The organism is Agrobacterium sp. 5Ca39 (genome assembly GCF_055382365.1).
This window is the reverse complement of the sequence record NZ_AP026437.1, coordinates 1111888-1125611: the sequence shown is the minus strand read 5'-3', so window position 1 is coordinate 1125611 and position 13724 is coordinate 1111888. Positions and strand designations below refer to the sequence as shown.

General features: G+C 59.1%; 10 protein-coding genes and 2 pseudogenes. 8 read left to right on the top strand and 4 right to left on the bottom strand.

Going from position 1 to position 13724, the window contains the following annotated elements; genetic code table 11:
• Positions 1–9 precede the first annotated feature (9 nt).
• The 3 genes and pseudogenes from ACZ47E_RS18860 to ACZ47E_RS18850 form a co-directional block, all read left to right on the top strand.
• Positions 10–393, top strand: coding sequence for an ester cyclase (locus ACZ47E_RS18860; RefSeq protein ID WP_034497755.1), 384 nt, complete (start codon positions 10–12; stop codon positions 391–393).
• 208 nt (positions 394–601) lie between these two features.
• Complete coding sequence (locus tag ACZ47E_RS18855; RefSeq protein WP_022563966.1) at positions 602–1261, top strand: outer membrane protein; 660 nt, start codon at positions 602–604, stop codon at positions 1259–1261.
• A gap of 395 nt (positions 1262–1656) precedes the next feature.
• A pseudogene (locus ACZ47E_RS18850) lies at positions 1657–1756 on the top strand (alpha/beta fold hydrolase); the annotation flags it as partial.
• Between the two features lie 134 nt (positions 1757–1890).
• Here the strand turns inward: ACZ47E_RS18850 and ACZ47E_RS18845 are convergent.
• Both ACZ47E_RS18845 and ACZ47E_RS18840 read right to left on the bottom strand, forming a co-directional pair.
• Positions 1891–2853 (bottom strand): D-2-hydroxyacid dehydrogenase family protein, encoded by a 963-nt coding sequence (locus tag ACZ47E_RS18845; RefSeq protein WP_022563964.1) that lies wholly within the window; start codon positions 2851–2853, stop codon positions 1891–1893.
• A complete protein-coding gene (locus ACZ47E_RS18840) occupies positions 2850–3875 on the bottom strand; it encodes an NADP-dependent oxidoreductase (protein WP_022563963.1) in 1026 nt (341 codons plus the stop codon). The genes ACZ47E_RS18845 and ACZ47E_RS18840 overlap by 4 nt, the downstream gene beginning before the upstream one ends.
• A gap of 258 nt (positions 3876–4133) precedes the next feature.
• Here ACZ47E_RS18840 and ACZ47E_RS18835 point away from each other — a divergent pair, with 258 nt between their 5' ends.
• Positions 4134–5717, top strand: a complete 1584-nt coding sequence (locus ACZ47E_RS18835; RefSeq protein ID WP_022563962.1) for a Na+/H+ antiporter — start codon at positions 4134–4136, stop codon at positions 5715–5717.
• A gap of 112 nt (positions 5718–5829) precedes the next feature.
• Here the strand turns inward: ACZ47E_RS18835 and ACZ47E_RS18830 are convergent, their stop codons facing one another.
• Positions 5830–6642: a nickel-binding protein gene (locus tag ACZ47E_RS18830; RefSeq protein ID WP_022563961.1), complete on the bottom strand. Its 813-nt coding sequence runs from the start codon at positions 6640–6642 to the stop codon at positions 5830–5832.
• A 164-nt stretch (positions 6643–6806) separates the two neighbouring features.
• A complete protein-coding gene (locus tag ACZ47E_RS18825) occupies positions 6807–8750 on the bottom strand; it encodes an ABC transporter ATP-binding protein/permease (protein ID WP_045534001.1) in 1944 nt (647 codons plus the stop codon).
• 217 nt (positions 8751–8967) lie between these two features.
• Between ACZ47E_RS18825 and ACZ47E_RS18820 the strand changes: the two genes are divergently transcribed.
• The 4 genes and pseudogenes from ACZ47E_RS18820 to ACZ47E_RS18805 all read left to right on the top strand — a co-directional run bounded on the left by ACZ47E_RS18820 (position 8968) and on the right by ACZ47E_RS18805 (position 13579).
• Positions 8968–10176 (top strand): MFS transporter, encoded by a 1209-nt coding sequence (locus ACZ47E_RS18820; protein WP_034497759.1) that lies wholly within the window; start codon positions 8968–8970, stop codon positions 10174–10176.
• 137 nt (positions 10177–10313) lie between these two features.
• Positions 10314–10823, top strand: coding sequence for a cytochrome P460 family protein (locus ACZ47E_RS18815; RefSeq protein ID WP_022563958.1), 510 nt, complete (start codon positions 10314–10316; stop codon positions 10821–10823).
• 181 nt (positions 10824–11004) lie between these two features.
• A pseudogene (locus ACZ47E_RS18810) lies at positions 11005–12784 on the top strand (cytochrome c biogenesis protein DipZ).
• A 36-nt stretch (positions 12785–12820) separates the two neighbouring features.
• The gene (locus ACZ47E_RS18805; protein ID WP_022563956.1) at positions 12821–13579 is read left to right on the top strand and encodes an alpha/beta fold hydrolase; all 759 of its coding nucleotides are present in this window, start codon (positions 12821–12823) and stop codon (positions 13577–13579) included.
• Positions 13580–13724 lie beyond the last annotated feature (145 nt).

Sequence of the window (13724 nt, the reverse complement as noted above, 5' to 3'; positions counted from 1 at the left end):
GAGAAACACATGCCGACACTTCAGGATATCTATCTTTCCTATCTCGACTGCCTCAATCGTCAGGCTTTCGATGAACTCGGAACCTTCGTCGCCGACAATGTCGAACACAACGGCCGACCATTCGGATTGTCGGGCTATCGCGACATGCTGGAAAACGACTTTGCCGACATTCCCGACCTGCGGTTCGAGGCAGAGATCCTTGTCATCGAGGCGACACGGGTTGCCGCCCGGCTTCCGTTCGATTGCATGCCCAAATCCACCTTCATGAGCCTTCCGGTCAATGGCAGGAGGGTTCAGTTCTGCGAGCATGTGTTCTACGAATTTGAGCACATGAAAATCCGCAGGGTCTGGTCGGTCATCGACAAGCCCGCAATCGAACGTCAGCTTGGCTGAGAGCCCTGGCCTTGCAAAGACATCGGCTGCCGGCAAAGGCCTGTAAAATTATCCTGACGAGCGCGAGCGCAAGCGACTTCCCACCGCGCCCGGGCAGCCTCGATTTTATGCAGACCGCTGCACGGATCGTAGGCGTTGCACAAAGGTTACATCATTTCTTAGGCAAAAGGCATATAAATGATCTCTCATGTAAGGGAGTTCAGAGACTATGAAGAAAATCGTATCGACTATCGCATTCGTGCTCGCGGCATCGACTGCAATGGCGGCCGATGCCGTATCAGAAGTACCTGCAGCCCCGGCAGCAGAGGTTGCGCCGCTGTTCAGCTGGACCGGATTTACCGCCGGTGTCCAGGCAGGTTACGGCTGGAACAACAATGACGCTTCGATCGTCGGCCTTCCCGGCGAAACGTCCGCAGACTTCGACGGCGCTCTCGCCGGCGGTTTCGTCGGCTTCAACTATGACCTTGGCAACAGCTGGGTCGTTGGCCTTGAGGCTGACTTCGAAAAGAACTGGGGCGATGATTCCGCCACCATTCTCGGCACAGGCTTCGACTACGGGTTTGACTGGCAGGGTTCGGTTCGCGGCCGGGTCGGATACGCATTTGACCGTGCACTGGTATACGGTACCGCAGGCTGGGCCTATGCTCGCGGCTATGCGGAAGTCCCGGGCATTGCCGACGTGAAGGAAACCTTCAATGGCTACACCGTCGGCGTTGGTCTCGACTATGCATTTACCGACATGGTGTTCGGACGCGTTGAGTACCGTTACACCGACTTCGGCGACAAGGATTTCAACTTCGGTGGCGCTGCAATCAACGCGGATGTCGACCAGCATGCAATCCGCGTCGGCCTCGGCGTAAAGTTCTGATCCACCTGGACAGCAACAACAAAAGCCCGGCCTTCGTGCCGGGCTTTTTCCTGTACCTTTTTAAAAGCGGCAGCAAGGAACCGGGGCCGGCAAGTGCGGGCAACCGGTTCGTCAGCGTATCCGCAGCACAATTACTGAACATGCCGACCAGGACCGAACGCGGACGGACACGTTCCTTCTTCCGCCAGCAGACGCTCAGCCGGTCTCATCCATGATCTTCCCTTTGAGCGAATCCTCAAGCAGTTGACGATCGGCACCACGCAGCGCCATCCGCGGCAATTGACGCCGCAGCAAGTCCCACAGCATCTGCGCATCCGTCCGCCGATTTTTGCAGTTGGTAGAGCATTCTCGTGCCACGCAGCACCTCCAGCAGCACCTAAAGTTCCCGTTCCTTCAAGGCCTTCTCGGAAACCGACCAGACCGAGAACCTGAAGAATCTCCGTTCCGACGCTTGTTCTGCACGGTGAAGACGACCAGATCGTTCCGATCGCCGACCTGCTGGCCCTCATCAAGGGCTGATACTTTTGTGACATCAGAATGTGGCCGATCATTCGGCCGCATTATTATTTGGGCGAGGCCAGATGGTGCCGCCAGGCGGTGCGACGGGAACCAAGGGTCAACTCGGAAGTTCACAAAACCCGCAGTGGCGTTCCGTTCAGCCATGCGACGAGATTGTCCACGGTATCTCGATAGAAAATCCGATATGAGTTTTCGGTAACAAACCCGATATGAGGCGTCGCGATCACATTGCCAAAAGTCCGAAGCGGATGATTACTGGGCAAAGGCTCATGATCAAACACGTCCACTGCAAGACCTGCGATCCTCTTGGTTTCCAGGGCAGCGATCAAAGCTCCTTCATCGACAAGCGGACCTCGTGACGTATTCACGAGCCAGGCTGTTGGCTTCATCAAAGCCAGCTGCTCCTGACCGATTACGCCCTTCGTTCGCTCCGACAGAACAAGATGCAACGTCACCCAGTCGGACTCGCGAAGAAGCGTCTCTTTTTCAACCCGTCGCACACCGGCAGCTTCTGCCGCCTCATCGGTCAGATTCTGGCTCCAGGCGATCACGTCCATACCGAAAGCAAGCCCGACCTTTGCGATCTGGCGGCCGATCCTGCCCAGACCGATGACACCCAGCGTGCTGCCCGAAAGGTCGCGCCCGACCGTGGTTTGCCAGCCACCACTCCGAAACGAGGCAATTTCTGTGGAAATATGGCGTGCCGCCGCAAGGATGAGTGCCCAAGTCAGCTCCGGGGCGCCCGATCCGTTCGCACCCGTCGCCGAAACAACGATGCCAAGATCACGGGCCGCGGCAAGGTCGATTGAGGCGTTGCGCCCTCCAGTCGTTGCGATGAACCGCAGGTTCGGCAGGCGCTTGAGAACACGTCGCGGCAGCGGCGTCCGTTCGCGCATGACGCAGACAGCATCGAACGGCAAGAGACGATCAACCAGGCGTTCTTCGTCCGCGATGTGGTCATTGAAGATCGTGATTTCGGCACAGTCTTTCAATGGCGACCAGTCGGCGCTGGTGATCGCCACATTCTGGTAATCATCCAAAACCGCGATATTTCTTACGTCATGGCGGCTCATGAGACGACGCCACCGATTTTGACGATAAGCTTGCCGAAATTCTTGCCTTTCAGCATGCCGATGAAGGCGTCAGGAGCATTCTCCAATCCATCGACGACATCCTCGCGGTACCTGATCTCGCCGCTAGCGACCCTTGGGCCAATCTCCGCGAGAAAGTCATTGAAATGATCGGCCGCAAATTCAGTCTGGATGAAACCTCGAACGAGAAGGCTCTGTCTCAGGATCGCCGACATCGTTGCCGGAAGACGGTCTGTCTGCGACGAGTTTGCACCGTTATATTGAGAAACGAGGCCGCAGACGGGAACACGCCCGAACTGGTTTAGAAGAGGCAGTACCGCATCCCAGACGCGTCCTCCGACATTCTCGAAATAGACATCAATCCCGTTTGGAGAGGCCGCGTTCAGATCGCTGACAAAATTCTCCGAGCGATGATCAACCACGCTGTCGAAGCCAAGTTCATCCTTCACGAATGCACATTTGTCGGGCCCACCGGCTATACCGACTGCCCTCGCCCCGTAAAGCTTTGCAAGCTGTCCGACCATGGAACCAACGGGGCCAGAGGCTGCAGCGACAGCAACCGTCTCACCCTGCTTCGGTTTGCCAATGAACTTCAGACCACTCCATGCAGTAAATCCCGGCATGCCAAGGACGCCGATCGCGGTCGTGACCGGCGCGCCGTGCGTCTCGACCTTTCGTAGCAAGTCCCCATTGATGACCGCCCCCGTACACCAACCGGTCCGCCCGCGCACGATGTCGCCGGGCGCAAAACCGTTGTGCCGTGACTTCACCACCTCGCAGATCGTCTCGCCTTCCATGATACCGTCGATGGGTACAGGCGCCGCGTACGATTTGGCATCGCTCATACGCCCACGCATGTAAGGGTCGAGCGAAAGATAGAGAACGCGGACCGTGACATCGCCCTCGGCTGCTTCGCGCAGCTCGGCATCCTCAAGGCGGAAATTTTCATGCGATGGTTCTGCCAAGGGTCGGCTTGCCAGCACAATACGTTTTATCGTCATCATAAGGTTCGTTCCTCGTTTATTAGCCCAAGTCTTGGGCCGCCCTCGGCTTGGATATTCCACCGCTTCTCGAACTCCACGGGTGGCGGCATCCCATTCCTGATGTGCTTGCGTTTTGGGTTGTAGATCATTTTGATGTGCGGCGCTGCCTAAAGAACCGGTGATAATTGCCGGAACTCAGTCAAACCAGCAAAAATGACTGCGTTGCTTTTTCGCAAATCTCGTCATTTGATGTGAGTCCGACGCGGATTGGGGGCGCATATGGACGGTACGCATCTCTTCGAACTCGTGATCGCGATGTTTCTCGCCATCATCGTGCTGCACTACATCGCACATCGCATGGGCCTGCCGCCATCGGTAGCGCTACTGGTGGGCGGGGGAACGCTGGCGTTCCTTCCCGGCTTGCCCACGATCGCTGTCAATCCGGAACTGGTTCTTGTTATCTTTCTACCGCCACTGCTTCTCGACGGAGCGTGGTCGATCGCCGTCGATCGCCTGAAACGACACGTCTTCGGAATTGCATCTCTCGCGATCGGTGCAGTGCTGTTCACGACAATCGTCATCGCGGTCGTTGTCCACCTCCTGATGCCGTCTCTGCCATGGGCGGCCTGCGCAGCCCTTGGCGCCATCGTCTCACCTCCGGACGCCGTGTCAGCCCGTGCCGTGCTGGAAAGGGTTAAGATTCCGAGGCGTCTGCAAATCCTTCTTGAAGGTGAGAGCCTTCTCAACGACGCCAGCGGGCTCGTGCTCTTTCGTTTTGCTGTAGCGGCTGCGGCCGGAAGTACATTCAGCACCACCGACGCGATCGGCACCTTCATTTTTCTGGCCCTTGGAGGCGCCGCAACCGGCGTGGTCGTTGGCTTCGCATGGGTAAAGCTCGTCCGGCACCTTGGCGACGAGTACCTCATCATTGCCGCCACCGCAATCTTGTCATGGATCGCCTATCTTTTGGCGGAACAGATCCATGCGTCCGGTGTAATCGCCACCGTAACGGCCGGGCTGATAGCGTCATGGCATCAGCACACCGTCTTTTCTGCGGCGACGCGAATGCGCGGCACCTCATTCTGGAACGTCCTTGTTTTCCTGATGGAGGCTATGGTTTTCATCCTGATAGGACTATCGCTGCGGGACGTCGTTGAACGTGGCGGCGGCTTTGGCTCACTGGTTGGTTCGATGGCACTCCCCGCGGCCGCAATCCTCGTTTCGCTCGTCATCGCGCGGTTCGTGTGGATATTCACATCGGATCTGGTCATCAGGTTTTTTCACGGGGTCAAGGTCGCTCGCTCGACGCCCCTCGGAGCAGGAGGGGTGACGGCGCTCGGCTGGGCAGGCATGCGCGGCGTCGTGACGCTGGCACTTGCGCTCAGCCTGCCGGAGGATTTTCCCGGACGTGACTTCATTCTGGTCATGGCATTCGCGGTTATCGTGGGAACCGTTCTCATACAGGGAACGACGCTTGGGTGGATTATCGCCTGGGCGGGGCTTGGCAATATCGAACCGGAGCGCGCACCGATGACGATGAGTGAGGCTGAAGCCGCCATGGCGCAGGTCCAGCTCGCAGCCGTTCAGGGGCTTGCCTACGACGAAAGTGGGGAACTCATCCATCCCCAACTCCTGAAGAGATACGAACACCGGCTGGCAGCAAGTGTCAGATACGCCGAAAGTACCGAGAAATATTCGCCACTTCTTCATGCCCACTTCGATGTCGTTCTTCAGGCTGTCGCCGCCGGCAGAAAGGAACTTATTCGTCTGCGACGCGAAGGAAAGATCGACGATGAAACTCTAAGGGAGCTTGAGCATGATCTCGATCTTGAAGAGCTCGGCGCAATTTCTGCGAAGGCGTGACTGGCTGGATGCTTTCCAACTTAAGGAAACCAGCACCTATAAGCAGCAGGAAGCCAAGGAAAGCATCGCAACGGTAGTGCCGCGTCAGGATCAGCCCTGAAGAACACCATAATCAATGCAACCACTCGCAACGATAGGCTAGGACCGGCTTGGCGAAGCCTTTAAGCCTGTATCGATGGCCATATACGGGGACATCGGCGCTGCCATATTCCTGCAGGGTCTTGTCCGATATCAGGATCTGATCGCTATGGGCGGCAGCACAAAGCCTTGCAGCCAGTTGAACGGTCGTGCCGAAGAAATCATTGCTGTCTTCAACCGGCTCACCACAATCCAGCCCGATGCGGATGTGAATGGGTTCGCCCCTGTCGCTGTTGTAGCGATGGAAGGCGCGCTGAATATCGATTGCACAGTCGACTGCAAATGGCGTGGAGGAGAACACTGCCATTATGCCGTCCCCGGTGTGCTTTACCTCCCGTCCTGACCGTCTTACCAGACAGCCACGCACGAGCGCATCATGCGCGCGGACGAGTTCAGCTGCCATACGATCGCCCAGGCGAGCGGTCATTTCGGTTGAACCGACGATGTCAGTGAAAAGTATCGCACGGTGGCCAGCATCCATGTGTTTGGGGGCAGGCTCGAGCGGCGTCGGGTCCTGTATTCGCCCGAGAAACGCCTCCACAGCCGACAGAGCGACTTCCACAACTTCGCTGGCGACGAAACCGTGCGCTTCGCGGTGCACGCATTGCGCGGTTTCAGCATCCGGCGCATCCATGAGGCAGAAGGCGGTACCGCGCCTTTCATCGAACCAGTAGGTTAAAAACCTGACGCCATACCGGTCCTGAATGTCGATATCCTTAAGATGCGCGGCGGCAATATCGGCCGCAGAAACTCCGGCGAGCTCATGCCGGTCCATGAAGATAGGCATTGTTTCCTCCCGAGAGTATGTCGTTGCCTCATCTGGCGGCCAGATTACGACGTCACCGATTGACCGTCCACCGTTCATACGGGTGACGTGGAAAACATAGAAGCACCGAAAGAGCGATACTCATTCGCATTATATCAGGGGGTGGAGGTGCTGCGCGACTTTCGTCACCTGCGTTTGACCATGCGGCGGAGCAACGAGCCGGACCGGGCCTTCCTCGGAATGAGGTGGATATCGCTGACCAGCTTCGCGCCACCTTCCCGGCGTTCCAGCGTAATCTTGCGGCTGTGGAAGGCCTCCAGCTCAGCGCGATGTGCCACGCTGATGATCGTAGCATCTGGTAATTCGTCGATGACCGTCTGCATCATCCTGTCCTGGCTTTTTTCATCCAGGGCGGCGGTCGCTTCATCCATGACGATGATATCGGGATCGTTCAGCAGCAGGCGGGCAAAGGTGAGACGCTGTTTTTCACCACCGGAGAGCGTCTGGTCCCACGGCGCCTCTTCTTCCACCTTGTCCTTGAGGTGGCCGAGACCGACCTTGTCGAGAGCTGCGCCGATCTCGTCGGCAGTCCAGCTCTCCGCTGCCTGCGGATAACAGACCGCCCGACGAAGCGTTCCGGACGGAATATATGGCCGCTGCGGCAACATGAACAGCCGGCTACCGGCACGAAAACTGACGCTGCCGCCGCCCCATGGCCACAGGCCGGCGATTGCCCGCACGAGCGTGCTTTTTCCGGATCCGGATTCACCTGCGACGAGCACCCGCTCGCCGGGTCCGATTTCGACATCGGTTTCCTTAACGACAGCAGTACCATCGCCCAGCGAAACGGATACATCCTTGAGGCTCAGCATCGTCTCACCCTCCGTTTCACCGCGCACGATCCGGCCGAGCGTATCGCTCTGTTCGGCCCGCTCGAGGCCGTCAAGCGACATCATCAGCGATGCGACACGCCTTGCGCAGGCATTCCAGTCCGCCAGCCGGGGATAGTTATCGACCAGCCAGCCGAAGGCGGACTGAACGATGGTGAAAGCCGATGCCGCCTGCATGACCTGGCCCAGCGACATGCTTCCGTCGAGGAACTTCGGCGCGCACAGCAGGACCGGAACGACGGGCGCAATCAGCATCGATCCATGCGACACGACGGTGGTACGCATATATTGCTGCGCCATTCGTTTCCACTGATGCCGGACATTGCGGAACCTGCTGTCGAGATCGCTTCGCTCTTCTTCTTCGCCACCCAGCAGCGCAATGCTCTCGCCATTTTCCCTCACACGGGTCAGCGTATAGCGGAATTCCGCCTCGAGCTGGTTCTTGACTTCCGAGACTTTGACGAAGTTCCGGCCGATCCACGCAATCGAGCTTGAGGTTATAAGCGCGTAAATTACCGCTGCCACCACCAGAAAGCCGGGTATCGTTATCCAAACGCCGCCGATCGGCAACGTCAGCGCGCCGCCGATCGTCCACAGGACGATGATGAAGGTGGATGCCGATACGAAGGCGGCAATGACCCCTGCGACGAAATCCACCGGCGCTTCAGTGGCGATCCTCATGTCCTCCGACAGCCTCGCCTCCGGATTTTGATGGTCGCCGTCAATCAGGTTAAGCTGGTAATAGCGGCCATTTGCAATCCACCGGGAGACCAGCACCTTCGTCAACCAGGAGCGCCAGCGCCGCTGGATCCGCATCCTGACATAGACCTGCGATGTTACGATCAGGACGCTGCCCAGAACCAGCGGCGGGAATATGGAAGCGAGAAAATAGACCGTGGACGCATCCCGTTTTTCAATCGCGTCGAAGATGCCACGATTCCAGACGTTGACACCGTATTGGAAAGCGACATTGATGCCGATCATCACCAACAGGCCGATGGAGAACGGCCATGCCAGCCCGTCGCCACGGCGGCTCCAGAAGCCGCGCGCGCTGATCCAGAAGCGTTTCAGCAGATATTTTTTGCGGGCCTTCTCGGCTTCCTCGGGCGTCAGGCCCTCAGCAGGTTCGATTTCCTCCGGCGGCAGCGGCTCATCGGCTGCATTCTCGACATGTACTTTCCCTGCACCATTCTTGCCGGTGCCATCGGCTCGTTTCGAATTTGCGTCAGCATCGGTCATGGACGGCTAAACGGATGGCGGTTTGAAAGGTTGCCCGCCGGCAAAGATTTCCCGCGGGCAGAAAGGCGCACGACCCCCGGACACATCCCTGCGTCAACGCACGCGCCTGCGTTGTGCGCCGCACAAATTTGGACAAATAGGCATGAAATTCGGACTTTTAGATACATATCATCCAGCAAAATTCCTTTAAAACTCTCCCAACTCAAGGAGAGATACCATGACCGACACCACATCAGAGTTTGACGGGACAACAATGTCCCTCGACATCGAGGAGCAACCCGCGTGGACAGCCGCCACATGGTTCGCGGTTCTTTCGATGGCGGCCACCAGCTTTGCGCTGGTATCGGCCGAGTTCCTGCCGGCGGGACTGTTGACGCCGATGGCGCGTGACCTCGGTATCACCGAAGGGACCGCCGGACAGGTCGTCACGGCCACGGCATCCGTCGGCGCAGTGACGGCGCTGTTGAGCAACGTCCTCATCGGCAGGCTGAACCGCAAGACCGTGCTTGTCGGTCTGAGTGCACTGGCGATCGGCTCAAACCTTCTTGCTTCCTTTGCAACCGATTTCTGGCTTCTGTTGCTGGGCCGGGCCGGGCTCGGGATTGCTCTCAGCGGGTTCTGGGCGCTTTCGGTTGCCGTCGTGGCAAGGCTTGTCGGCGCAAATGCGACCGGGCGCGGCATGGCTATCGTTACCCTCGGCGTTTCGCTCGCCACAATCGCCGCGCCTTCGATGGGAGCCCTTATCAGCGACTGGCTGGGATGGCGCACGGCAATGTCGATGACGGCAGGGCTTGCCGTCATTGCCATGCTGCTGCAAATCCTCAGCCTGCCGTCGCTGCCTGCAAGCACCAGTAACAGCCTTTCCGATGTTTTCCGGCTGACGCGGCGGCGTAGCGTTCAGCTGGCCATGCTCGCGATCCTCCTGCTCATGACGGGACATTTCGCCGGATCGGTCTATGTCCGTCCCTTCCTCGAGCAGGTGACGCTCCTCGGTACAACGCCGATTGCTCTCGCACTGCTTGGATTTGGCGTCGCCTCGGTGATTGGCAACGTCGCGGGTGGCCGGATGGCTGATGCCAGTATCCGTCTCGCACTCATCGTCACCGCCGCGCTGATGGCATTTGCAACGATTTCCCTGGTTCTTTGGGGCGTCCATACCGGTGCCGCATTTGCTCTCGTCGCCCTTTGGGGCCTTGCCTTCGGCATGGCGCCTGTCGTGCTGCCGACCAACCTTTCCCGGGGCGCGCCGGATGCGCTGGAGGCGGCAGGCAGCCTGATGGTCGTTTCTTTCCAGGTGGCCATCAGCATCGGTGCAGTGTTCGGCGGCTATATCGTCGATTCCTACGGCGCCACCGCGCCGCTGGCTCTGACCGCGATCCTCGCGACATCCACCGTCGCGCTCGCGCTGCTACAGCGCGCCGATTGATATGTGTGTGCCGGCGCTTCCCTCGCCGGCACAATCGCTGCTACGATCTGATACATAAATCCCGGTTTCAGGAAACATGCCGGATACCTGCCGCGCAGATCATCGTCTGATCGTTTTCGGATCAGGCAGGATTTGTCATGAAGAACCAGATTTTCTTTGCCGTCACTCTTGCAGTTGCGGCAGCAGGTTTCGGAGCCGCTTATTCAAGCCTTGCGGACAGCCCGCCGGAAAACGCCTCACCCCTCTATGGCGTTACGCTTCCCGAGGGATATCGAGACTGGCGCTTCATCGCTCCCGCACAGGAAGCGCCGCCGCTCGATGAGCTTCGTGCCGTTCTGGCAAACGACATCGCCGTGAACGCTTACAAGAGCGGAACCCTGCCCTTCCCTGATGGCTCGATACTGGTGAAGCTTGCCTACAAGCGGCAGCAATCCGCGGAATTTCCACCAGCCACGGTGCCGGGCGCGGCAACCACCGTGCAGGTGATGGTCAAGGACTCCAGGAAATATCCTGACAGCCATGGCTGGGGCTTCGGGCGCTTCGTCAACGGCAAACCGGTCGATACCGCACAGCACGAGACTTGCCTTTCGTGTCATGTCGGCAACGTCAAGGACCACGATTTCGTTTTCACACGATACGCGCCCTGACGAGCAAAGGGCCACGCCGCCGTTACCCTTCATGGTCGACGGTCCGTCCGCTCGCCTACACTCCCATACAAAATCACCCACACACCGACACATCAGAGATACGCGACGCCGGGAAGGTGGCGCCATTACCGGCTCACCTTCGCCGCCCGGTGCCCCTAATCCCAGCTGAAAGGAAAAGATAATGACGCTTCTGGTCGTTGCCTATCTCGGGGGCGTGCTGACAATTCTCAGCCCCTGCATCCTGCCTATTCTTCCCTTCGTCTTCGCGCGGGCCGGCCAACCGTTCCTGCGCAGCACGCTGCCGCTGCTCGCCGGAATGTCGATCACCTTTGCCGCCGTTGCGACGCTCGCTGCCATCGGCGGCAGCTGGGCGATCAACGCCAACGAATATGGCCGGCTCGCCGCCCTTTCAATGCTCTCCCTTTTCGGAATTGGGCTGATGTCACCGAAGTTCGCCTCTGTCCTGTCCCATCCGGTCGTTGAATTCGGCAACCGACTTGCCAATGCCGCCGGCAAGCCCGATGCCGCCCCGACGGTCACTGGCTCCCTGCTGCTCGGCATCGCCACCGGGCTCCTGTGGGCGCCCTGCGCCGGCCCAATCCTCGGGATCGTGCTGACCGGTGCGGCCCTGAAGGGCGCCAATCTGGAAACCAGCCTGCTGCTTTCCGCCTATGCCGCCGGTGCTGCGACATCGCTTGCCGTCGCCGTCATCATCGGAGGCAGGGTGTTTGCGGCGATGAAGCGTTCCCTCGGTTTCAGCGAGCGTGTTCGCCGGGCAACCGGGGCAGCGGTGCTGGCAGGCGTTGCCGCCATCGCCCTTGGACTGGACACCGGTTTTCTATCGCAGATTTCCTATGCCAGCACGACATCGTTCGAACAGCACGTTCTTGATCGTCTCGACGCCGCCAGAGGGCCCGAACAGAAGGTCGAAGTAGCGAAGAAATCCGCAGCCACAGCGCCGGACGGTGACGCTGCCACCATGCGCCCGGCACTGCCGGTTGAAGGCCCCGCTCCGTCCCTCGATGGTGCTGTCGAATGGCTGAACTCCCCGCCGCTCGCCCGTGAAGACTTGCGCGGCAAGGTCGTGCTCATCGACTTCTGGACCTATTCCTGCATCAACTGCATCCGCACCCTTCCTTATGTGCGTGCCTGGGCGGAGAAGTACAGGGATCAGGGTCTCGTCGTCATTGGCGTGCACGCGCCCGAATTTGCCTTCGAAAAGAAGATCGACAATGTCAGACAGGCCGTCGCCGGCTTCAAGATCGAGTATCCGGTAGCAATCGACAATGATTACAGGATCTGGCGCGCCTTCGATAACAGCTACTGGCCAGCGCATTACCTGATCGATGCCAAAGGCCAGATCCGTTACCACCATTTCGGTGAGGGAGACTACAGGGAGACCGAAGAGGCGATTCAGGATCTGCTGCGCGAGGCGGGCAGCACCGGCGCATCCGCCACCGACACTGTGACGCCTGAGACAAAGGGGGCTGAAGCCGGCGCGGACATGAGCCACATGCTCTCCGGCGAAACCTATGTAGGCTACCGTCAGGCGCGAAGCTTTGCATCGAACGAGACAATACGTGCAGACGCGCCCCAAGACTATTCGGTCACGGCGCCTGCCCTCAATGAATGGGGGCTCTCCGGCGAATGGACGGTTGGCGCGGAAGCGGCCACCCTTGATGCGGCCAAAGGCGGTATCACCTACCGCTTCAGCGCCCGTGACCTGCATCTGGTGCTGGGTCCGATTGATTCCGGGAAAGCCGGTCCGTTTCCAGGTGACCGTGGATGGCCATCCGCCGGGTCCTGATCATGGCGCCGATACGGATGCCAATGGCAATGGCGTCGTCACATCAACCCGCCTTTACCAGCTCGTTCGCCAGTCCGGCACCGTGACAGCAAAAACCTTCACCATCCGCTTCCTCGACCCCGGTGTGCAGGCCTACGCCTTCACCTTCGGTTGACCCGTTTTTATCCGGCCACATGAAAGGAATAACACGATGCATCATCGTCTCATGCCAAGATTCGCGCTCGCCTTTGCAACCGCGCTGATTGCGTTTGCCGCACAGGCAGCGGAGGTAAAGAATATCGTCATCGTCCACGGGGCGCTTGCAGATGGTTCTGCCTGGCGCAAGGCAACGGACATCCTCGAAAGCCGTGGTTTCAACGTCACCATCGTCCAGGAACCCATCACCTCGCTTGCCGATGATGTGGCAGCAACAAACCGCGTGCTCGATCTCCAGCAGGGCCCCAGCCTGCTGGTCGGACACAGCTACAGCGGCATGGTGATTTCGGAAGCTGGCAATCGGCCCGATGTGGCGGGGCTGGTGTATGTCGCCGCCTTCCAGCCGGAAAAGGGAGAGAGCCTTCTTGACCTCGCCACAGCAAAACCACCCGCCGGAAGCGGCATAAAGCAGACGAAGGATGGCGCCTTCCTCTATCTGGATCCGGCGGTCTTTGCGCAGGATTTCGCCGCCGACCTGCCCCGCGACGAGGCTGCCTTCATGGCCAAAAGCCAGGTCTTCGCCGCCAAGGCAGCCTTCGCAGCCAAGTCGGGCGAACCAGCCTGGAAAACAAAGAAAAGCTGGTCGATCATCGCGACGCAGGACAGGTCGATCAACCCCGATCTCGAGCGTGACATGGCAAAGCGCGCCGGCAGCGCGGTGACCGAGATCGCCGGGAGCCACGCAGTCTTCGCATCCAAGCCCGAAGAGGTCGCAGACGTCATCACAGAGGCTGCCCGGCGGTCCGCGAAATAAACACGGATCTGGTGGAACGCCACCACAGCCGCTCCTGACATCGGGAGCGGCTGATCTGCATTCAGAGGGCAAGCTGAATGTATCAGTCTGTATATAGAAGGCTCGCTGCTACAAAACCATTCACATCAGGTTCGCCCGGGACACA

Excerpts from the sequence above, each read along its gene's own strand:
- ACZ47E_RS18860 (WP_034497755.1), top strand. The coding sequence starts at position 10 with ATGCCGACACTTCAGGATATCTATCTTTCCTATCTCGACTGCCTCAAT.
- ACZ47E_RS18855 (WP_022563966.1), top strand. The coding sequence starts at position 602 with ATGAAGAAAATCGTATCGACTATCGCATTCGTGCTCGCGGCATCGACT.
- ACZ47E_RS18845 (WP_022563964.1), bottom strand. The coding sequence starts at position 2,853 with ATGAGCCGCCATGACGTAAGAAATATCGCGGTTTTGGATGATTACCAG.
- ACZ47E_RS18840 (WP_022563963.1), bottom strand. The coding sequence starts at position 3,875 with ATGATGACGATAAAACGTATTGTGCTGGCAAGCCGACCCTTGGCAGAA.
- ACZ47E_RS18835 (WP_022563962.1), top strand. The coding sequence starts at position 4,134 with ATGGACGGTACGCATCTCTTCGAACTCGTGATCGCGATGTTTCTCGCC.
- ACZ47E_RS18830 (WP_022563961.1), bottom strand. The coding sequence starts at position 6,642 with ATGCCTATCTTCATGGACCGGCATGAGCTCGCCGGAGTTTCTGCGGCC.
- ACZ47E_RS18825 (WP_045534001.1), bottom strand. The coding sequence starts at position 8,750 with ATGACCGATGCTGACGCAAATTCGAAACGAGCCGATGGCACCGGCAAG.
- ACZ47E_RS18820 (WP_034497759.1), top strand. The coding sequence starts at position 8,968 with ATGACCGACACCACATCAGAGTTTGACGGGACAACAATGTCCCTCGAC.
- ACZ47E_RS18815 (WP_022563958.1), top strand. The coding sequence starts at position 10,314 with ATGAAGAACCAGATTTTCTTTGCCGTCACTCTTGCAGTTGCGGCAGCA.
- ACZ47E_RS18805 (WP_022563956.1), top strand. The coding sequence starts at position 12,821 with ATGCATCATCGTCTCATGCCAAGATTCGCGCTCGCCTTTGCAACCGCG.